This window comes from Acinetobacter soli (genome assembly GCF_000760595.1).
In the GTDB taxonomy this organism is placed as follows: Bacteria; Pseudomonadota; Gammaproteobacteria; order Pseudomonadales; family Moraxellaceae; genus Acinetobacter; species Acinetobacter soli.
Genome location: NZ_BBNM01000001.1, coordinates 134,748 through 157,175 on the forward strand (window position 1 = coordinate 134,748; position 22,428 = coordinate 157,175).

Genomic DNA, 22,428 nt, shown 5'->3' on the forward strand with positions numbered 1-22,428 from the left:
ATTCAAAGACGATTCGCCAACATGGGCGAATCAATCATATGGCATTATTTTATAAAGTAATTAAGCTTATCTCTTAAAATTAGAACTGCTTGTAATTTGGCACTTTATCGTGTGGAGTTACCAAACATTTTTGCGTCACTTCAGTTCGGATCTGCTCACGGATTGCATCTGGCTTATCCGTCACTTGCTGTTGTGGCAGTGCATACACCTGTTCAACAATACTTAAAATAAAAGTTTTGGTGAACGGCTCTTCAATTTTATTGGCATGTTCAACGGCTTGTGTTTTCTGAATGCCATTTTGACGATCGAGCAAAATTGAACGCGCCGCATTGCCCATGCTGGTACAGTAGCCATGCCACTGTTCTTCAGGGGTAAGTGGTTTTTTTTCGCCACAGCCAACCAGTGCAACCAAGACAGTCAACGGTAGAAATTTTTTCATGAACGCTCTCCTTTGCAAATCATGATACTGAAATTTAGTTATTTTCCCAACTAGAACTTGGTTATGTTTTTCATAGCGATACGATCAATTTTCTAGCGCATTTTTTTAATGAGCGTTAAAAGCTCATCCATGACCTCGTCTGTATTGTCATCTAACACCGCACGGCGCACACAGCCTTTAACGTGATCGTCAAGTAATTGCCTAGACACTGCGTCAAGCGCAGATCGAATGGCAGAAATTTGAGTGATGATATCGACACAATAACGATCATTTTCAATCATTTGGCTGACGCCATTGACTTGCCCCTGTACGCGACTCAATCGATTCAGCAATGCTTTTTTATGCGGTTGAATCACCTGCTTCGGACTTTGGCCAGTTTGAGTTTCAGATGTCTCACATTGCATACAAGCTGAAAGCTGAGTACTTGAATCAGCCTCTGATGTGTTGTGCTTCGAGGTGCCGGATTGAGGTTTTGACATATTGAGAGTCCTTCACAAATATACCCCATTGGGGTATTATTGATTTTATTTTACAGGAAATTAAAATGTCAGTACATACACATCAAGTGCGTCACTTTAATCTTCCTGTTCACGGCATGTCGTGCACAGCTTGTGCCATGCGGATTGAAAAAGTCCTGAATCGCTTACCAGATGTTCACGCCGAGGTCAGCTTCGCCAATGAGCGTGCACAAGTACGTTTGCAAGGCAGCGCCAGTTCGATAGAAGACGTGATTCAGGGGATTCAAAAGGCAGGTTTTGCCCTTCATGAAAACACGCTTGAATTAAACATTGAGGGCATGAGTTGTACGGCTTGCAGCCAACGTATCGAGAAAGTTCTCAAACGCCAGCCAATACTGGATGCTCAGGTTAATTTTGCCACCGAAACGGCATCTGTGCGTTATGTAGAGGGCTTGATTACGCCACAAGAGATTATCTCGACCATTGAGAAAGCTGGATTTTCAGCTCAGCAAAAAAAGACAGGTATTGATACCGAAAGTGCCAATCGATCTGCCCAGTTTAAACAACAAAAATGGCTATTTTTAACTGCTGCATTATTTACTCTTCCGTTATTCATTGAAATGCTGGCGATGATGCTGGGCTACCATGAAATTATTCCGCGAGGTATACAGTGGCTACTGGCTACTCCCGTACAGTTTTGGTGTGGTCGTTTTTTTTATAAGCATGCCTTGAATGCAGTACGAGGCGGTTCTGCCAATATGGATGTATTGGTGGTTTTAGGTACCAGTGCCGCGTATTTGTTTAGTAGTGTTGTTTTGTTTTTCAACTTATCAGAGCATGTCTATTTCGAAGCCAGTGCCAGTATTATTACCCTTGTGTTATTAGGTAAATTACTTGAAGCACGTGCCAAAGCCAAAACTGGAGCAGCCATTGAGCAGCTGTTAAATTTACAGCCAAAACAGGCACATCAAGAGATCAATGGTCAAATTATTGATGTGGATGTCGATCAGCTTGCGCTTAATGATATTTTTATTGTTCGTGCTGGAGAAAGCATTCCGGTAGATGGAATAATTATTGAGGGCAATTCTGAAGTAAATGAAGCAATGCTCACGGGTGAAAGCATGCCGGTTTCCAAGCAGCCCGATGATTCACTTTTTGCAGGAACAGTAAACCACCATGGCGTACTGAAAGTTCGTGCCACTGGTATTGGTCAACACACCATGATTGCCCGAATTGTGCACATGGTGGAGCAGGCTCAAGGTTCAAAAGCAGAAATCCAGCGCCTTGCCGATCAAATTTCTTCAATTTTTGTTCCTGCTGTTCTTACTATCAGTGTACTCACCTTTGGCTTTACATGGTGGTTTACAGATACATTTACAACCAGTCTGATCAGTGCAGTTGCTGTTTTGGTGATTGCCTGCCCTTGCGCACTCGGACTCGCAACACCCACAGCGATTATGATGGGCACAGGCCGCGGGGCGCAATCAGGTATCTTGTTTCGTAATGCACAGGCACTTGAGCATGCTCAGCGCATCACCACGCTCGTGCTCGATAAAACAGGTACACTCACGCAAGGTACGCCAGTGGTGGCCAGCACCACCATACAAGCGTCTATTACAACCAAAGTGTTTTGGTCAGTTATCAGCGCGCTTGAAAGTCATTCCGAACATCCTATTGCTCGCGCATTGGTTGATCATGCCCAGCAGCTGAATATCGAATCAAATCCTGTGCAAAATATTGAAATTTTACCGGGTCACGGTATTCAAGCTGAACTTGATTCACAGCGTGTTCTACTCGGATCGCCTCGCTTATTAGCTCACCATGATGTTCAGCTTGATCAAGCATTGATCGAAAAATTTGAAGCGCAAGGGCAAACTGTAATTGGTCTTGCCATAAACGGCCAGATTCAGGGGTATGTCGGATTACACGATTCAATTCGTCCAGATGCAAGATCAACAATTGCCGCACTGAAGGCCCGTGGTATTGACGTCATTATGCTGACTGGTGATACCGCACGTGTTGCACAAGTGGTTGCTGAACAACTTGAGATTCAACATTATATCGCAGGCGTTTTACCTCAAGATAAACTCAGTGAAATCGAGCGTTTGAAGCAACCAGGTAAATGGATTGCAATGGTTGGTGACGGAATTAATGACGCACCAGCACTTGCTACAGCAGATGTTGCTTTTGCAATTGGTGCAGGTTCTGAGATTGCAATTGAAGCGGCCGATGTGGTGCTGATGCGCAATCAACTCAGCGGCTTGATTCACGCAATTGACTTGTCTCAAGCCACCTTATCTAAGGTTAAACAGAATCTTTTCTTTGCCTTTATTTACAACTCGCTTGGTATTCCTCTGGCAGCACTGGGTTTACTAAATCCAGTGCTGGCAGGCGCTGCGATGGCACTCAGTTCGGTTTCGGTATTATCGAACTCTCTGCTTTTGCGTCGCTGGAAACCACGCCCTTTTCCTTCGGAGTGAAGTGATCATGTCGCATTATATTTTTCATGTTGAAGGAATGTCCTGTGGTGGATGTTCAAGTAAGATCAAGTCTGCTCTCTCTGCACTTGAGCACGTTCAAAATGTTGAGGTCGATCTCGCTTTGGCCGAAGTTAAGGTGTATAACGATGCCGCACAGGAACTCAATCGAGATACCCTTGTAAGTACAATTGAAGACTTGGGTTTTGATGTGGTGAGCTAAATGCATCTCAATAAAAAAGGGCAATCCATTGGATTGCCCTTTTTTATTCTGGCTTTAGAAGCGCCAGTTGTAGAAAATATCGAGCGATCGTTCCAGTGCCTGACTCGCTTCAAGGTATAAGCGCTTATTCACCTGATAACGCAAGGTCAGTTTATTGACTGGCGTAAATACGCCTACACCATATCGAATAAATAAATCTGGTGTGATGTAGCCCGTCAGGCTGACTTGGGTATCATCGCCTGTGCCTTGTGCGTCTAGAGCCAAACCGCTCAAACCGAAGGTCCGACCAATCTGATTCGTCAGTGCACGCGTTCCACCCAAGCCCATACTGATCCCTGCTGCTGCAATGGTATTGTTCACATCCGATTTAAAGCCGGCCGTATTGCTTAAACTACTACTTCCTTCATTGATTCGGCCTGTCACCAAGGCATTGAGTGCCTCTTGTTCAGACAACCCTGCATCGTTGTAAATCTGAATATTCGGTACCGAAGCTGTTCCCGTGACACGTACACCGACCGTACTGCCCTGCACGCTCTTATTGGCATCGACATCAAGGGTTGGGTTTGAAACCGGTCCATTAAAACGGGCAATTGCACGATTTAAATCTAGACTCTGCCCATAGGCTTCAATTTTAACTTTCTGACTCACCCCAATTGCCCCTGAGGCATTCATTGCAGTATCTAAACCACGCTGGGTAAGGTTTAAACGACCAACCAATGGTATACGGCTATTAAAACCTTGGAAAATGACTTGATTGCCAATCGAAACGCCAATATCCGCACGAATTTGCCATGGTTTTGCCGCACGCAAAATCGCCAGCTGATCTTGGCCTTCACGCACCACGCGAACATCCGAAGAAACACCAACCACAGGTTCAGTCGCTTCAGGCATCGAAATTAGTGCACGTGGTACATCGACTTTTCCTTGCACCGTTAAGCGCTTACTTACAGGATACGCTTCCATCGAGATGTCCGGTGTCACCAGTGCCGTAATTAATGGCGCCTGACGAACCAGTAAATTTTCACCTTTAAGATTTAACTTGATACGCGGATCATCTTTCCAGTCGATATCTCCGGTAAGGGTGCCCGCACCACGACCACTGTTAAACGCACCGTTAATACTTGCAGAATCTTGGCGAATAGATGAATACAACTGAATGTTAGTGAGATTGACAGGTAGCGAAATCATGCTGATTGCACCGTCTTTTAGTCGCATTTCTCCAGTTATTTGTGGCTGTGTCAGTGTTCCATTAACTTTACCCGCCAACGACAAGGTGCCTGCCATTGAGCGCACATCACTAATAAATGGTTTGAGTACTTTGAGTTGCACATTGTTAAATGCGACCTCACCCGACATCGGCATTGGTGTCTGATACGGATTAATGACAACTTTGGCATAGCCTGTACCGATTGCATCTGTTTGTACATCTAAACGCATCAGCAAACCTTGCGGAACACTTTTGGCAATCACACTTAACTGGTTATAGCTCAACGTCGATGCTGGATCTTGCGGATCAGACGCTGCTAAACCAATTTCACCATTACGCGTAACCAGCTGTGCATCGACTTGAGGCTTGCCGCCGTTGGCCCAATTGGCCTTGGCGTAACCATTGAGCTTACCAGTAATGGCCAGCCCCTCTGGCATAAATGCGGCAAAGTCATTTAAGTCTAAGTTACGAGTTGCAAAGGATACATTACCACGCTGCTGACTCACCCGTAGCGGCTGATCAAAGCATAGCTGGCTTTGCTGGCTGGCCCAGCAATGCTGCCCCACAAATAACTCTTGGCGAGCGCGATTAAAGATTACAGCCGCATTTTGCTGCTGCTTTAATACCGCACGACGAGAATCAAATACACCTTGCTGAATCTGGCCAAACCAGTCATTTGAGGCATTAAAGCCACCCGCCAGTTGTACATAAAACTTAGAATAGTAATTCCAGCCTTGAAGTTGAACCAGATGTGCCTTACGCGTACCAGACAAGGTAATGCCGGCATACTGGATTTGACGCGTGCCACTTTGCAAATCATTTAATGTGGCTTTGAGTGATGTTGGAACGCTCTCAGATGTCGGTAATTCACCTTGAATCAGAATTTTTTTGATGCTGATGGTGTTCAGACCAAAATTATCTACAGCCAGATTCGCCGTCGCTTTAAGCCGTGGCTGCGCCTGTAGATTTAAATAACCGTAAGCACGACCACGCAGCGGTGCATAAATCTCATTGAGTGCAGGTGCATTTACTTTTAAACGTAAATTTTGTGCATTTCCTGAGGCTTGAACTTGGTTCTTCCCATAGGCTAAAAAGAGATTATTGGCTTCAAACTGCTGCGGTAATAAGCCTTTCTGATTTGCATTGATCACCAACGCAAGATTCCCCATTCCACGAACCAGTTTATTATTGATATAGCCCGCGAGATTAAGTTTTTCCAGATTGATACGTTTGCTTTGCTCAGACCACAGCCCTTGCGTCTTTAGATTACCCGATACTTCACCACGAACGCTCGAAACAAAATAATGTGGCTTGAATCGCACCAGAGAAGCATTGATATCCCAAGCAATTGCATTTTTTAGATTCACCAGCCCGCTGGCAAAAATTTTACCTGCGACACCATCGTGCTGAAGCTGTGCGATTTTGATCAATTCAGGCGTACCTGAAATATTAAATTTGAGTAACCCTTTGCCTTGATTCAGCGCATTTAAGCCGCCGTCATATTGAACAGCGAAGCCTTTAAAACCACCACCCGATTTTTCATCGTGAAAAACCATGGCAGCCGTACTGGCACCCGTCAGTTCAATCACATCATTTGGCCCAGAATTTGCCAAGTGTCCTTTTAAATCAATCGCATCAAGCTGAATAATCTGCTGGTTGGGTTTGGCATAGCCATTGGCTTTGACTTGTCCATTCAAACGATCGACAGGCGCAGCAGTCGAGATCGATTGCGGATTGAAGTCTTTTGCCGTTAGAAATGCATTCCATTTAAGCTGACGCTTTTCAGTTGGCAACTCAACTTTCGCTTGTCCACTTAAACTACCAGTTTGCGTGGCTTTGTAAGTAAATGCCGGTATATTTAAAATATTGTCTTTTAAATCTAGTCGTGCATCGTATTGACCGGGAGGCAACGTTGCCTGTTCATGTGCTTTAATGACTGTCGCAACATGAATGTCTTGTTTATTGTCAACCAACGCCAGATTAACTTGCCCGGAATCACTACTGAGCCAACCAATGTATGGCATGGCACGATCAATTTTACTCCATGAGATATCCAGCAATAACGGCTGTGGTTTTGCCTTGGCTTCTGCCTGATTCAGCTTAACCGACCACGCTTCATATTTGTCAAAATCAAGATTGGCAGTGAGTGCCATTCCATTTTCAAGCGTTCCTTTCGAGCTGATATTGGCATCGAGTGAAGGCGGTAGAAAATCTTGAATCGCTTGCGGAATCACTTCATCTTTAGGATTTAATCGATTCAGACGACCATTCACATCCCATGTCACACGATCATGCCATCCCACATAACCGGCTAAATTGACAGACCCTTTCATGAGCTGACCATTGAAATCCTGAATGGTTAATCCATTGACCAAATCCGTTTGCATATTGGCAGTATATTGCCCTTCAGGGATGTTTTCGCCCTTCAAGTCTGTATCAAGCGTAAGGGCCAATGACTGGACATCCCCTTTAAATTTTGCAACGCCGTTTTTGGCAAAAAGCTTTTGCTCGGCCAACAATGGAAGATGATAGTTCTTAAACTGAAGCTCACCAAACATTGGCACATGATCACGCACAGGATGCACCACGACCCATCCTGTAAGTAAATCTGGTGTATTGGTTGCAACACCTGCCTGAATCGTGTCTAAAGTCCCTTTGGCCGCCACTTTAATGGTTTTAATATTCAGGCTATTTAAGGACGGTAAACTTAGATCACCTGTAAGCGACAGCGGATATTTCCCGCTAAAGGTCATTTGGCCTGTGGCATTTTTTACCGCCAGATAGCCCATATCGAATTCTGAATCTTCAAACTTTAACTCTGTGCCCGACCATAATGCATCTTTGAGATAGATATCATTAAAATCAACATGAGTTCCGCTGGTTTGAATGCGCAAGTGATCCACATTGGCTTCATTCACACGCAAAATAAACGGCAGTTTGATTTCGCTAAATTTAAATGGTTCTCCGGTAGGCTTGGCATAGCTGATAATCTGCAAATTTTTCACATCAGCATGGCTTAAATGCACCTCTTTATTGATCAGTGCACGCCAACCCAGCCCAATATCGGCATGATCTATTTTTATATCGAGTTCTTTGAGTTTGACTAAGATATTACGCAGAATAATACCGTTGAGCAGATTTCCACCTTCGTATTCGTAGCGAATAATTTGCTGGCGTTCCATCACCCGATCAAGCAAAAATTTACTCCCACGGTCCGTCGATACCATGATGGTCAAGGCAGACACTAAAAACAGCAGAATAATGCCGAACGTAAATAAAACACTTCTTAAAATACGGCGTTTTTTTTCTGGTTTTTGAGCTGGTTGCTGTTCGAATTCACCCATAATGATCCTAGTACAAATTTTGTTTTAAAGTTGTGGGCCAATAAAGAAATGTAAACGAATCGGATGGTTTGGATCGGAAATCCCCGATGCCACATCGATACGAATTGGTCCAACAGGTGATTTCCAGCGAATCCCCACCCCTACACCATATTCTGTTGGTGTATTAAAATCTTTATCGTAAGCATTACCAAAGTCAGAGAATACCGCAGCTCGCCAACCCTCTTTGAACTGATAATTATATTCAAGTGATCCAACAGCCAAGGCTTGCCCACCCACCTTATAGCCAAATTCGAGTGGTGCAAGGCTCTTATAATCGAAGCCGCGTATGCTTTCATCTCCACCGGCAAAGTAGCGCAAATTGTATGGTACTTTCTCGAAGTCATTGGTGAAGATATAGCCTAAATCTGCTCGTCCGACAAATTGGTGATCGTCATTTTCACCTACTGAATAAATAGCACGCCAAGCGGCAGCTGGCATAATAATATTGGCATCTGAAATCAGGGCATCACTTGCCACCTGAAGCTTATAGGTTTGCTTAAAACCCTTGGTCGGATTGATATTGTTATTGCTACTGGTTTTAGAAACTGAATAGCCAAATAGCAAAGCTTGTTGATTTGGATCGGAACCAGGTACCTTAAATGCATCTGGCAGACTAGATTCATCAACCGTACCACGCTGGTTAAGTGAATCTACGCGATAGCGAACGCCATAGGTTTGTTGCCAACCGCCCAGTGGATTTTTGATAATTCGCTCTGCACCAATCACAGCAGTCTGAGTTTCAAGGGTGACGTTTGGTCCAATATCATTGTCAAGTTCACGCTCAAACCCACCCACAATACTGATGTAATCATTGAGCGGATGTTTATAGGGAATGTTATAACGCACATCGACCGCTTGACGAATTTGCGAGACTTCCATGTTGGCATCGAATGAGTGGCCACGGCTATTTACGATCGCACGGCGATACTGACCACGCACTCGAAATCCCGTATCGGTTCCATAACCAAAACCAGTTTCGATACTGTTTAAACGATCTGCATTGAGTGTCACAATCACAGGAATTTTCTTTTCTTCACGCGCTTTATTTTCAAGCTGATTACGCTCAGACTCTTGTTCTTTTTGCTCGCTACGCTGTAATCGTAATGCTCGATCTTGATTGTCAGACGCTTGTGTGCCAGCAAACTCTGCTTCATCTACAACATTTTGCGTCACTTCATTTGCAGACACAACTTTTTTACCCTGTTGAGGGCTTTGTTGTAACGTTTGTGATTGATTATCTTGATCCACCAAGGCCTGTAAATCTGGCGGCAGCTCTAATGGCTTTTGAATCGGGTCTGGTTTAATTGTATCGACCAAGGTGTAGTTAAAGTAACGGGAGTTGGTCAAGTTGTTGGCCAGTGCATTGACACGCCAGAAAGTGTAGTCGTCTCCCTCTTTCCAAGGTGTCATGCTGAGCAATACATCCATATCGAGGGGAATTTTCTTCGAAGGATCACTCATTCGAAATTCAACATTACCCAACTGATAACGCTCGCCTGTTTCATACTTTAAATTGATGTCGGCTGTATTTTGAGGTTGATTAACACGCACATCATGCAAGCGCCAATAACTATCAAAAAATCCGTTATCTGAGGCCACTGTCGCAATACGTGATTTTGTTTCTTCGTATTTACCGTGATTTAAAATATCGCCCACGTCTTGTTCAGGAACAAGTCGAATCACTTGGAATTGAGGCAGCGATGCACCTGGGCCAGTGAAGTCGATATTTTGCTCTTCAATTTTAACTGGCTCATGCGGTATAACATTGACACGAACTTTGGAGTCGCTCAACTTTTCAAATTTAAACTCGGCGTTGTAATATCCCACCGCCTGCGCAGCCTGATTCGATAAGTTACGAAGTTGCGGTAATGAGCTATTAAAATCTTGAAAAGCTTCTTGAGAATAACTCGATAACTTCGCCTTAATATTTGCAGCCAGCTCAGTTGGAGCACCTTTTACCTCTGCCGTAATACGAGGAATGGATTGTCCGCCAAGGTCTCGCTTTGGCTTAATCTTATCGATAATTCGTTTAAAAAATCCCTTTTTTTCTTCGGGTTGGCTGGCTTGTTGCAGACTGGTTCGTTCAAGCGTTTGACCAGTGGTATTGGCCTGAACATTAATCTGGCTATCCGAGCGGATTTGCTGCATCAGATTATCAACATTAACGGGAGCCTGATTAATCTGTGCCAGATCTTGCGATGGATTGGTCGTGGCAGATGTCGCTGTAGTCGGTGCTCTTGATGCAGTGGCCTGAGCTTCTGCTTTGGCTTGCTCTGCAACACGGTAAATTTCGTTGGCCATTGCCGAATCTACGGTAGTCGATGGTAAATTTTCAAGATCTTCAAACTCTATTGGTTTGAATTCTGCAATTGTTTTTGAAGATTGCGCTTGTTGTTGCAAGATTGCCAAACTATCCTGCTGGTTAGGTGCTGTTGTTAATACATTCGTGGCAACGTTATTAAGATCATTAGAGTCGATTGTAGGCTGAGTCTGCGATGAACTCGATACAGCAACAGATGGGTTTATTTCTTGAGCGTAACTGGTCGACACCGTCAAACCCAATAACATGCTCGTGTAGATGAGTTTATTCAGGTCATGTACATTTAATATAAAACGTACAGACTGGGCAAGCGCGGACTGTTTAAATTTTTTGGTCGCAAGCATGTACAATGAACTCTAAACTTATTTTATTAATGGACTGCACAAATGTACCGATAATACTGATAAATCAATTGATTTTTCACTCGATCAACTACCGAAGTATCATACATGATTTTGAAGCAAACTTAACAAGGCAATGACACTTCTTAATAAAACGCAATGAAATATACACATGATGAAAAACAATGAACATCTCCTGAGCACTCGTCGTTTTTTGCCGATGTTTCTCACCCAGTTTTTTGGCGCATTGAATGACAATGTGTACAAACAATCCTTGTTGCTGGTTATTACCTATGGCTGGATCAGCCAACAAAATGCCAGTGTGAGTACCTTAAACAATCTTGCTGCGTTATTGTTTATTTTGCCTTACTTTATTTTTTCTGCAACGGCTGGGCAAATTGCAGATAAATATGAGCGCGCTCAGTTGGTTAGAGCCATTAAGATTCTTGAAATTGTGATCATGCTAATCGGTATGGCAGGCTTCTTAACGGGTCATTTGTATTTACTGATGATTGCGCTTTTTATGATGGGCATTCACTCCACTTTTTTTGGGCCGATCAAATACGCAATATTACCAGAGATTTTAAAACCCAATGAACTCATGTCTGGAAATGCGCTGTTTCAGTCGGGCACTTCAATTGCAATTTTACTCGGTATGATTTTGGGCGGTGCAGTGATTGCGTCGTCAGATGGCAATTTACTATGGATCAGCCTAATGGTGGTCGGCATTGCCCTGATTGGGTACATTTGCAGTCGCTTCGTACTTAAACAAAAAGTATCTGCGCCTGATATTAAAATCGACTGGAATTTTTTTAGAACCAGTTTGCAAACCATTCGTTATGCCAAAAGTCTACCGCTGATTTTCACCATTTTACTTGGAAACTCATGGTACTGGTTTTATGGTGCGACCTATCTTACCCAGATTCCCCAAATGACCCAACAAAACCTGCATGCTTCTGAAAATGTTGTGAGTCTTTTGCTCACCTTTTTTTCGGTAGGCATTGGGGTAGGATCATTGCTGTGCCGTAAAATTGGTGGGTCTGAGCTTAACATCAAGATGGTTCCGATTGGTGCGGTTGGCCTGACTGTATTTGCCTTTTATCTGGCCGCAAGTTTGTCGTTTGTTCCAGAACGAACCGGCGCCTTGCTCAGCCTTAAAGAGATATTCACCTCCGGACAAGTGTATTATCATGTCATGCTGGCTGTCACTTTACTGGGAATTAGCGGTGGATTTTATATTGTACCGCTCTATGCCATGATGCAAGCCTATTCTCCTCGCTCTCACCGCGCGCGCGTAGTCGCAGCCAATAATATTTTAAATGCCGCATTTATGGTGAGTTCTGCCATTTTTTCCATTGTCATCTTAAGTATTTTAAAAATAGACATTAAAATATTATTTATAATTACAGCCATATTCAGTGCAGTATTCACATTCTGGCTCTTACGTAAACTTCCACCCATGCTGCATAATGCTCAAGATACTTTAGAGGACTAATCCTATGCGTCAGTACAATGGTGTTGATCGACTCATTCAATCTTTTGATCAGGCGTTGCGCAGCTTAGTACCAGGCGCAACAGCCGCCCAGCGCAGCAATCCGGCAGACAACGCATCGACCCATTTAAGTGTCAGCGATGCACGCCATGTCGCAGGTTTGATGCGAGTTAACCATACTGGTGAGGTCTGCGCGCAAGCGCTGTATCATGGGCAGGCACTGACCGCAAAATTGCCAAATGTCCGTGATGAAATGAAACAAGCTGCGCTAGAAGAACAGGATCATTTGGCTTGGTGTGAAGACCGGCTTAAAGAACTAGACAGTCTGCCAAGTTTATTAAACCCAGTTTGGTATGGTCTTTCATTTGGTATGGGTGCTATTGCAGGAATTGCAGGCGACAAATATAGCTTGGGCTTTGTTGCCGAAACAGAACGTCAGGTAAGTCTGCATTTGCAAAGCCATCTAGACCAGCTACCTGCTCACGATGATCGTTCTAAACGTATCTTAGAGCAAATGAATCAGGATGAACTACATCATCGCGAATCGGCACTTGAGGCTGGCGGTGTTGAATTGCCATTTGCAGTCAAAATTACCATGACTGCGATTTCCAAACTCATGACGACAACCAGTTATTATATTTAATTTGCATATCAAGCAATCGATTAAATGCCCCTTTAGTTCGTAATCATTCGTGCGATACTAAAGGGAATCGATGTTAATCAAGCTTGATTTCTTATATTTAAATAGATGTTTGAAGATAAATAACAACTAAAAAAAATCGATCAATGCGTCGATGCATAAAAATGATCAGTTTTAAAATCAACCACTGGAAAATTACACACTTCAACCGCAAGGGCAGGATTTTGCCACAGCGTAGAAAGTGGAATTTTCACATCAAGTGCCAACGGCATTTTTTTAGGATTAAACTGCATTTGATCGAGCTGCTTACCCCATGCGATTAAGTCGATATCTAAACTGATCTGGTGTGAAGGTCGGATACGCCCCGCTTGTGCCTCTAAATGCTTAAGCTCGACTTCAATCTCGGCAGATGTCTTGTTTGAGATGAGCAAACAGGCCGAATTCCAATAATCTTGACCGACATCATCTCGGCATGGAATGAGATAAACATCTGAAAACTGCACCTCACCCCACGACTGAATCACCCGATAAGCCTGCGCGAAATGCTGCTCTGGCAGATGATTACTCGCCAGTGCGAGCGCAAAAATGTTTTCGTTGGCGTTCAAGGCGAATTCCTACCGACTGAGCTTCTGCAATAATCGCAGGTTTACGAATGGTAATAATGATAGATTCAATCGTGGGAAAAGTCTCAAACAATTTTTTTAAGACCAGATGGGCGGCATGCTCAATCAATTTAGGCTGAGCATGCTCGATTGCATGTGCAGCTAATTCACAAATCAATGCATAGTTAAGCGTATCATCTAGCTCATCAGATTGTGCTGCCCGTTGCAGATCGTTATGAATGGTTAAATCGAGTAACAAAGGTTGCTTGATTTGACGCTCCCAATTAAAACAGCCTACGACGGTATTGACCTTTAGGCCTTCAATAACAATGGCATCCATAACGAACGAACTCGACACTTAATGCTTTAACAACGATTGTGGCTCCATAGTTTGAACCATTTTCAAACGCTGGTCTGCATAAATATCGGTATAAGGTGCAAGGATGCGCATAAACCGATCAAAATACAGCATTTGTTTAAATAGAAGCGCAAAGTCACGCGGAAATTTAATGCCGTGACGCTCACCCACAGCCACCACATCCAGCATGATGTCATTTAAATCAGAGGGTTTCGACGCGAGAATATCTTGTGGATCGGCAAGTAATACACCACTAAATAGTCGTTCAAGATCTTGCGCGAGCACCGTCGTATCGACTTGAGTATCGGTCATGCCCATTTTGAGCATATTTTCAGCCATGGCCGTATAGTCGGTTTTTTGTAAGGCATCCATAAAAGCCAGACATGCTGTCCAGACTTGTGGGTTGAGTTGACCTACAATACCAAAATCGATAAACCCGATACGTCCGTCTTCAAGCAGCATCAAATTCCCTGCATGTAAATCGGCATGAAAGCTTTTGCACAGCATCAAACTACCAAACCATGTGTTCATGGCAGTAATCAGCACTTGCGAAGGATCTTTGGAGTATTGTTTTACAACATCAAAATCCGTAAGTGAAACGCCGTATAAACGCTCCATGGTCAACACGCGACGCGTCGAGAATTGATGATAAACTTTTGGGGCAGTTGCGGCTTGATTGTTGGTGAGTTCGAGATAAGCAGTAAAGTCATCTAAGTTTTGCGCTTCTTCGATAAAATCGACTTCGCGAATCATCCGAATTTTGATTTCTTCAACAATGTCAGATAGCGATGCAAACTTCACCTTAGGAATTGCACGTTCAAACATACGTGTTGCCCAATGCACCACATTGAGATCGGTATACAAGATGGTTTCAACACCCGGCTTTTGTACCTTTATGACCACATCTTCACCAGTGATCAGCTTGGCAGCGTGAACCTGCGCAATAGATGCCGAAGCAAGCGGTTTTTCATCAATCGATGCAAAAATTTGCCCTAAATCGCGCCCCTCGAACTCGCTGTCGAGTACACCTTGAATATAACTAAAAGGGAGCGTTGGCGTTTGATCTAGGCATCCTTGAAACTCTTCGACATACTCACGAGGAAATAACGATGGCGTACTGGCAATAAACTGACCCAATTTAATATACGTCGACCCTAGTGATTCAAAGGTTTCACGCATCAATTTTGCATTACTCGGCTTTTCAACTGCATATTTATAGCCAGCTTTGGCTGCAAAAAAAGCGGTTTCGCCAATTCGTGCAACCGAGCGCAGTCCATCAAACAGAATATTTTTTTTCATATGATTCAATGTTATTTAACTCATTGGACAGTGTATCAAACTGAGTTTAGTTTACAGACAAACTTGCCTGACAAGTGGAACAATTTGTATCTTTTTCAAAATGTAAAATACGCTGTTTCATGCTGAGTCCATCCCAAAGCAATAACTTTTCTTTGAGTGGGCTTTTGTCTAACCCCAGATATAGCAGCGCATGATGCGCCTGAAGTGAGGCCATGACTACGGGTGTGGTGGCGAGCACTCCTGAATCTGCGCAGCGTAAGCCTTCATCTGTCATTTGCTCTTTTGGAAACAAGCATTCGTAACAGGCCGAATCCGCATCGACCATAAAGAGTTGACCTTGAAATCCAATCGCAGATGCACTAATTAATGGTATTACATTTTTTTTACATGCTGCATTCACCACATAACGCGTTGTAAAATTATCACAACCGTCTAATACCAAATCTTGCTGTCGAACGAACTCATCGGCATTGCTTTGGTCAAGCTTACCCACATAAAACTCTACACGGATATGCGGATTGATTTGCATCAGACGTTTTGCCAAAGTATCGGATTTAAACTGCCCGATATCGGCAGGTGTAAATGCGATTTGACGTTGCAAATTACTGGTTTCAATGGTGTCGGCATCAATCAGCGTGATTTTGCCTACGCCTGCTCGAGCCAGCAGCTCTGCTGTTGTACAACCGATTCCACCCGCGCCTACAATCAAAACATTGGCAAACTTTAGTTTTTCTTGAGCATCTAAATCCCATCCATCGAGTAAAATTTGTCTGCTATACAAATGCATTTCGGCATCATTTAGCTCTAAATCCAGATTGTCCTGATCGTTCACTCGTGATTATCCCAATTTATCAATACCAAATTCATCGCCATGATTATAAAGACAAGCTTGTGTTGTGAGATGTTTTATTTTGACAAAAGTGAACTTTTACCCCAATATTTTACTTACTCTTTAACAATTAAATAAAATCAAAGACTTAGTTAGAGCTAAAATAAAATAGGTCTTTTTATTTTATTTGCTTTAGTATATTGTTTTTAATATATATTTTTATATTTTATTACTCTTCACTACCGCACAGGTAGCTTAGAAATGAGCTGCTCATGGGCCTACGCTCATCTGAGGCTTCACTACCGCATAGGTAGCTTAGAAATCTTTGCCCGCATTGGAATCCTGGGAAGATATCTTCACTACCGCACAGGTAGCTTAGAAAAAGACTATTCTGATATCAATGCAATGCACATGCTTCACTACCGCACAGGTAGCTTAAAAAGTTTGACGACTCAAAATCATCAATATTCAGGTAGGTATTTGATTAAAAATGCATATACTGAAATCAACAACAATAGTTTAGATTTTGGCACTTTTTTCTTATGCTCAAACAGCCCTTCCTCAAAAAGATAATTCAATATGCGCCAGTCATTTTATTTTGCATAGCATTATTTATCATACATAAAGAACTAGAGACCCATGAGTTTTCAGGCTTACTTAAACACTGGAACAATATTCCTTGGTCAATCGCGCTAATGGCATGTGGTTTGACATTAGCCAGCTATCTACTCCTTACAATTTATGATGTTTTGGCTTTAAGGTCATTAGGATATCGCAACATCAAATATAGATATATTCTATTCACTTCGTTTGTCAGCTTTGCTATCAGTAACAACACTGGGCATGCATGGGCCTCTGGAGGTTCAATCCGCTATCGTTTTTATCAAAAAATGGGCGTTCAGGGCTGGGATATTGCAAAAATCTCGGCTTTTTTAAGTCTGACTTTTTTTATTGGTCTGATGACACTTGGACTAATTTCAATTGTGCTTGCACCAGCAAATGTACTCGATCATCTAAATCAGCTACATCTCTTTTATATTTTAATCTTGTTAAGTGCAGGATTTTTGATCATGTATTGGAGCATCGTTGTTCTTGTCAAAAAGCCAATAAGAATTAAAAACCTCAGTATCGATCTTCCTTCCCCCAAAACTGCTTTTTTACAAACTTTACTGGCCTGTTCAGATCTTATCTTGGCCTCTACTGTGCTCTGGATATTGCTAAAAGATATTCCAGGCATCAACTTTGAAAGCTTTATCGTTATTTTTATCTTGGCTCAGCTTCTAGGTTTAGTTTCTCAAGTACCCGGTGGTATTGGCGTTTTTGAAGGTTCTTTTTTGTGGCTTTCCAGCAATGTATTGGCAACAAGCCAACCCGCGATTGCAATTGCATTGGTTTTGTATCGGGTGATTTATTACTTTTTACCTTTGTTCATTGCTGGAACCCTACTGGTTTTAAAAGATTTTTATCAGCATCGAAGTAAACTTATTCAGGCAGAAAAACTCGCAACACGAATAATTCCTTCTATAGTGCCGCAAATTTTTGCCTTATTTTTATTTTTAAGCGGTGCTTATCTATTGGTTTCAGGGGCTTTACCCACTTTACCCAATAATCTGCACTGGCTGAGTAATTTCATCCCACTGCCAGTACTGGAACTGTCGCACTTAATGGGCTCACTCGTTGGGGTATTATTGCTATTTCTAGCACGGGGTATTTATCTCAAACTGGATGCAGCATGGTACGGCGCTTTAATTCTTTTGGCATTGGCAATTTTAAGCTCAGTTTTGACAGCAAGTGGCTGGGTTAAAGTTGTTGCATTACTCATTATTTTTGTTTGTATTTTAATTTCTCATCGTTATTTTTATCGAAAATCATCACTGTTTGAGCTATCACCAGAGCCTTTTTGGCTCATCAGTATCGTTCTTGTAGTCGCCGGTAGTACATGGCTAGGCTTTTTTGCCTATCATCATGTTATCTACTCTGATGATCTATGGTGGCAGTTTTCCTATAAAAACGATGTTTCACGATTTTTACGTTCATCTATCGTAATTGCAGTACTTCTAGTTGCAATATTTATCTGGCAATTATTTGGAATTTCTCGACCTGAACATATTGAACAACTTGATGAATCCGAACTTAACGATATAGAAAATATTCTCCATCAGACTCATGATACCCAAGGCTTTTTAGCATTACTGGGAGATAAAAAAATCTTCTGGTCAGAGGATCGATCCGCATTTATTGCCTACGCAACGACCAAAAAATACTGGATTGCAATGGGAGATCCGGTAGGCACTTCGTCGGCATTTGGCGAACTCCTTTGGAAATTCAAAGAACAGGCCGATCGGTTTGGTGCCAAAATTGTTTTTTATCAAATTAGTGAAGAATATTTACCGATTTATCTTGATCTTGGACTAAGTTTACTCAAATTAGGCCAAGAAGCTCGCGTTGAATTATCACAATTTGGACTGGAAGGAAAAAAACGAGATAACCTGCGCCGAGGTCGAAATAAATTAATTAAACAAAACTATTACTTTGAAGTACTTGAACGAGATGCTGTGGTGGCCAATATTAATCGACTGAAAGAAATTTCTGATGCTTGGCTGACACAAAAACAAGTTCGTGAAAAACGATTTTCGTTAGGTTTTTTTAGTGAAGCCTATATCTGTCGAACGCGGGTTGCGGTTGCACGATCACCTGAAGGTCAAATTATGGCTTTTGCCAATCTGTGGGAAACTTTTTCACATGAAGAGCTTTCTATAGATTTAATGCGTTATGACCCATTGGCTCCAAATGGTGTGATGGATTTTATATTTGCGGAGCTAATGCTATGGGGAAAAACGCAGCAATATGTCTGGTTCAACTTAGGTGTAGCTCCATTGTCTGGTTTAGAGCGGCATCCTCTTGCGCCACTTTGGCACAAAATTGGCACCACGATTTTTGATCTTGGTGAAGAATTTTACAATTTTGAAGGTCTTTATGAATATAAAGCTAAATTCAATCCGGTGTGGCAATCACGTTATTTAGCAACACCCGCTGGCTTGTCTGCTCCCTTTACCCTGTTAACCATCACGCGTTTAATTGCAGGCGGATGGAAAGGAATTATCAAAAAATAGCCACATCTCCATTAAAAGGTAAAAATTTTTATGCATCATAATACACACATTCAATCGGTTGAATTACCTAAATCATATCGCTTGCTAAATCATGGTCCAACCGTATTGGTGTCTGCAAAGTCGGGAGATACAGAAAATGTCATGGCTGCCTCATGGGCCTGTGCACTTGAATTTTCACCCGCAAAAGTGACTGTGGTCTTAGATAAAAGTACACGAACGCGTCAACTGGTTGAGGAAAGCGGTTATTTTGCCTTACAGGTTCCTTGTCTTGCTCAAATTGATATGACCAAAGAACTGGGAACATTAAGCTTATTTAATGAACCCAATAAACTCGAGCAATGTGGAACCAAACTTTTTTATCAGGATGGGCTAGATGTACCACTTGTTGAAGGTTGTATCGCCTGGTTAGTGTGTAAACTTATTCCAGAACCCCACAACCAGCAAGAACATGATCTATTCATTGGCTCAGTGGTAGGTGCATGGGCAGATGATCGTGTATTTCGCGATGGACATTGGTATTTTGATGATGCCGATCCACAACTGAAAAGTTTACATTACATCGCTGGTGGAACGTTTTACACCATTGGCGATGAAGTAAAAACCGATAAATAAATACTTCAAAGCAGGTTGAGCCACGGCGCAACCTGTTTTTTTTAAACCTAACTGATTAAAGCATGCATCTGCATTTTGTCGATTTCTTGCTGTTTGAGCACGCCACGTTGAATTTTTCCGCTAACGGTTTTGGGCAAAGCTGCCATAAATTCAATCTCTTTAGGATAGGCATGCTTTGATAATCGACCACGAACATACATCTGAAGCTTTTCTTTCAAAGCATCTGAAGCAAGGTGCTGTGGTTTAAGCACCACAAACGCTTTCACAATTTCAGTGCGTGCAGCATCAGGCTTACCAATCACTGCAGACTCAAGCACTTCTTCACATTCGAGCAAGGTACTTTCGACATCAAATGGGCCAACACGATAACCCGACGTTGTAATGACATCGTCTGCACGCCCGACAAAATCGATTCCTCCCAACTCATTGAGTTGAACAGTATCTCCAGTTAAATAATAATTACCTTTAAATGATTTTCGATTTGTACCTGCATAACCTTTAAACCACATGAGCGGCGATTGTGTCCAATCAATCGCCAACATGCCAACACCACCCTTTTCAAGTTCTTGCAATTGTTCATTTAAAACAGCAAAACGATGTCCAGGTATCGCAAAACCAGCCGATCCGATCTTGACGTCATGTTGAAGTGCATGATGATTACCAATCACCATACCCAATTCAGTTTGCCCATATTGGTCATAGATATCGACCTGAAGATATTCTTTAAACCAGTGAATCACTTCAGGCGTCAGCGGCTCTCCTGCACTACTTACCACTCTTAAATGTTGTGCAATTTGTGCATCAAATTTTTCTTTAAAGCCAAAGAACATCCGAAATGCTGTAGGAGAGCCTGTTAAATTGTTAATCTGATATTTGTGAAGTAATGTTACTGCACGATCGACACTAAACGGCTGTTCATCCAAGAGGATGCGATGTCCCATACTTAACGGACCCGTAATTCCATAATACAATCCGTAAGCCCAGCCTGGATCTGCTAAATTCCAAAATGCATCTTCCGCTCTCAAATCTACAGCATGTTGCAAATAACCTTTAAATGCCAAAATGGCTTTAAGTGGTACAGGAACCGATTTGGCTAGCCCTGTGGTTCCCGAAGTGAACATGAGTAAAAAGTCATCTTCAAATGTTCGATATTCAACCGGACAGACCGACTCAAAGCGATTCAGCGTTGTCCAGAAATCTGGCAGATTTTGATTTGGCTCATTACTTGCATCGACTACCAGTATCGAGTCCAAATTGAGCTGATTCAATTTATGCAGATGTTCGGCATGTGTAACGATTAGCTGAGTATTTGCAGTTTCGATTCGATGCTGTATGGCTTTAGATTCAAATGCAGTAAATAAGGGCTGATAAATCGCACCAATTCGCCATGTGGCCAAAATTGTGATTAAAAGCTCGGGCGTTCGAGGCAACAACCCTGCAATACTGTCACCAACACGAATATTTTGACTTTTAAAAAAATTGGCCAATTGTGCTGAACGTAGATCGAGCTGCTCAAAGGTATAGTGTTCAACTTGGCCATGTTTTCCTTCCCAAATCAGCGCTGTTTTGTGTTGTCCAATATATCGGCCACAACATTCATCAAAGGCATTGATGTATTGTGCCGAGCCATGAAGCTGTTGCTCTATCAGTTGATCTAGATCAAATTCTGCATATGCCTGTGCTAATGTTTTCATTTTTATCGTCTCGCTCTTCCATTTTGCTGACAGATATCAATCTGTTTTCCATACGGCTTTTTTGTTTTTGTTGTCGTGGTTAAGAAGTGTATGACTCCCTCTTCACTCACCCACTAAATCGTTTCCTACCTAGCTTAGGCTCTACTTTGGAGCCATTCGAATCGCGCCATCGAGTCGAATCACTTCACCATTGATATAGCTATTTTCTATAATATGACCAGCCAGTGCTGCAAATTCCTCTGGCCGCCCGAGTCTTGAGGGATACGGTACCATCTGGCCCAGCGCATCCTGTACCTGCTGAGGCATTGCTTTTAGCATGGGTGTTTCCATAATGCCGGGAGCAATCGTGACTACACGTATTGCATGTCGTGCAAGTTCACGTGCAATCGGCAAGGTCATGGAAACAATTGCACCTTTTGATGCCGCATAAGCAGCTTGTCCAATTTGACCATCAAATGCAGCAACAGACGCTGTATTAATAATCACGCCACGATCTTCATCATGCAGCGGATCGATCTGTTTCAGCATGGCATCTGCCGCAAAGCGCAACATATTGAATGAACCCGTGACATTAATATTCATCACTTTTTGAAATAATGCGAGATCATGCAGGCCGTCTTTTCCCACCACTTTGGCTGAAGGGCCAATCCCTGCGCAATTGATCAGACCATGTAGCGCGGCATGCTGGTGAAGATACTCCTCAAAAAAACGTTGTACTTCATTTTCACTCGTTACATCGAGCTGAAAAAACTGAGCACCTTTACCCAGACGGGCTGCTGTGGCCTCTCCGGCGTCGAGATTCATATCAATCAAACTCACATGGGCTTGCTGAGCAATTAAATACTCTGCCGTTGCAGCACCTAAACCAGAAGCCGCACCCGTCACAATAAAATGCTTATCCTTAATTTTCATTGCTATTTTTACCTACTGAATGCTTATTG

Annotated in this window: 16 protein-coding genes; 6 read left to right on the forward strand and 10 right to left on the reverse strand. The window is 42.6% G+C overall.

From position 1 onward, the window contains the following. Nucleotides 1–79 precede the first annotated feature (79 nt). Nucleotides 80–439, reverse strand: a complete 360-nt coding sequence (locus Aso01_RS00695) for a hypothetical protein (protein WP_004938825.1) — start codon at nucleotides 437–439, stop codon at nucleotides 80–82. Between the two features lie 92 nt (nucleotides 440–531). After that, a complete protein-coding gene (locus Aso01_RS00700) occupies nucleotides 532–918 on the reverse strand; it encodes a metal-sensitive transcriptional regulator (RefSeq protein WP_004938826.1) in 387 nt (128 codons plus the stop codon). A gap of 65 nt (nucleotides 919–983) precedes the next feature. Here Aso01_RS00700 and Aso01_RS00705 point away from each other — a divergent pair, with 65 nt between their 5' ends. Together Aso01_RS00705 and Aso01_RS00710 are read left to right on the forward strand one after the other, a co-directional pair. Beyond that, nucleotides 984–3,377: a heavy metal translocating P-type ATPase gene (locus Aso01_RS00705; RefSeq protein WP_004938829.1), complete on the forward strand. Its 2,394-nt coding sequence runs from the start codon at nucleotides 984–986 to the stop codon at nucleotides 3,375–3,377. Between the two features lie 7 nt (nucleotides 3,378–3,384). Further along, on the forward strand, nucleotides 3,385–3,597 hold the full coding sequence (locus Aso01_RS00710) for a heavy-metal-associated domain-containing protein (protein WP_004938831.1): 213 nt from the start codon (nucleotides 3,385–3,387) through the stop codon (nucleotides 3,595–3,597). A 54-nt stretch (nucleotides 3,598–3,651) separates the two neighbouring features. On the opposite strand, the gene Aso01_RS00715 is transcribed toward Aso01_RS00710, so the two are convergent. Next, entirely contained in the window at nucleotides 3,652–8,148 is a 4,497-nt protein-coding gene (locus Aso01_RS00715) for a translocation/assembly module TamB domain-containing protein (RefSeq protein WP_004938834.1), read from the reverse strand. A 24-nt stretch (nucleotides 8,149–8,172) separates the two neighbouring features. Then, nucleotides 8,173–10,851, reverse strand: a complete 2,679-nt coding sequence (locus tag Aso01_RS00720; RefSeq protein ID WP_004938837.1) for an autotransporter assembly complex protein TamA — start codon at nucleotides 10,849–10,851, stop codon at nucleotides 8,173–8,175. Between the two features lie 169 nt (nucleotides 10,852–11,020). Between Aso01_RS00720 and Aso01_RS00725 the strand changes: the two genes are divergently transcribed. Then, nucleotides 11,021–12,343, forward strand: a complete 1,323-nt coding sequence (locus Aso01_RS00725) for an MFS transporter (protein ID WP_004938840.1) — start codon at nucleotides 11,021–11,023, stop codon at nucleotides 12,341–12,343. 4 nt (nucleotides 12,344–12,347) lie between these two features. Next, complete coding sequence (gene coq7 / locus Aso01_RS00730; protein ID WP_004938843.1) at nucleotides 12,348–12,983, forward strand: 2-polyprenyl-3-methyl-6-methoxy-1,4-benzoquinone monooxygenase; 636 nt, start codon at nucleotides 12,348–12,350, stop codon at nucleotides 12,981–12,983. Between the two features lie 140 nt (nucleotides 12,984–13,123). Here coq7 and Aso01_RS00735 read toward each other — a convergent pair whose 3' ends face one another. Genes Aso01_RS00735 through Aso01_RS00750 form a run of 4 tightly spaced genes read right to left on the reverse strand, consistent with a single transcriptional unit; the run spans nucleotide 13,124 to nucleotide 16,071 of the window. Continuing rightward, complete coding sequence (locus tag Aso01_RS00735; RefSeq protein WP_004938846.1) at nucleotides 13,124–13,585, reverse strand: 2-amino-4-hydroxy-6-hydroxymethyldihydropteridine diphosphokinase; 462 nt, start codon at nucleotides 13,583–13,585, stop codon at nucleotides 13,124–13,126. Next, nucleotides 13,542–13,922: a dihydroneopterin aldolase gene (folB, locus tag Aso01_RS00740; RefSeq protein ID WP_004938848.1), complete on the reverse strand. Its 381-nt coding sequence runs from the start codon at nucleotides 13,920–13,922 to the stop codon at nucleotides 13,542–13,544. Before folB ends, Aso01_RS00735 begins: the two co-directional genes overlap by 44 nt. Before the next feature lie 18 nt (nucleotides 13,923–13,940). After that, nucleotides 13,941–15,239: an ABC1 kinase family protein gene (locus Aso01_RS00745; protein ID WP_004938851.1), complete on the reverse strand. Its 1,299-nt coding sequence runs from the start codon at nucleotides 15,237–15,239 to the stop codon at nucleotides 13,941–13,943. A 46-nt stretch (nucleotides 15,240–15,285) separates the two neighbouring features. Continuing rightward, nucleotides 15,286–16,071 (reverse strand): HesA/MoeB/ThiF family protein, encoded by a 786-nt coding sequence (locus Aso01_RS00750; RefSeq protein WP_004938853.1) that lies wholly within the window; start codon nucleotides 16,069–16,071, stop codon nucleotides 15,286–15,288. Between the two features lie 539 nt (nucleotides 16,072–16,610). Between Aso01_RS00750 and mprF the strand changes: the two genes are divergently transcribed. Continuing rightward, nucleotides 16,611–19,181, forward strand: coding sequence for a bifunctional lysylphosphatidylglycerol flippase/synthetase MprF (gene mprF / locus Aso01_RS00755; protein WP_004938855.1), 2,571 nt, complete (start codon nucleotides 16,611–16,613; stop codon nucleotides 19,179–19,181). 30 nt (nucleotides 19,182–19,211) lie between these two features. Continuing rightward, a complete protein-coding gene (locus Aso01_RS00760) occupies nucleotides 19,212–19,793 on the forward strand; it encodes a flavin reductase family protein (protein ID WP_004938858.1) in 582 nt (193 codons plus the stop codon). A 47-nt stretch (nucleotides 19,794–19,840) separates the two neighbouring features. Here the strand turns inward: Aso01_RS00760 and Aso01_RS00765 are convergent, their stop codons facing one another. Together Aso01_RS00765 and Aso01_RS00770 are read right to left on the reverse strand one after the other, a co-directional pair. Beyond that, nucleotides 19,841–21,487, reverse strand: coding sequence for an AMP-binding protein (locus Aso01_RS00765; protein ID WP_004938860.1), 1,647 nt, complete (start codon nucleotides 21,485–21,487; stop codon nucleotides 19,841–19,843). 141 nt (nucleotides 21,488–21,628) lie between these two features. Continuing rightward, nucleotides 21,629–22,399 (reverse strand): 3-hydroxyacyl-CoA dehydrogenase, encoded by a 771-nt coding sequence (locus Aso01_RS00770; RefSeq protein ID WP_004938864.1) that lies wholly within the window; start codon nucleotides 22,397–22,399, stop codon nucleotides 21,629–21,631. Nucleotides 22,400–22,428 lie beyond the last annotated feature (29 nt).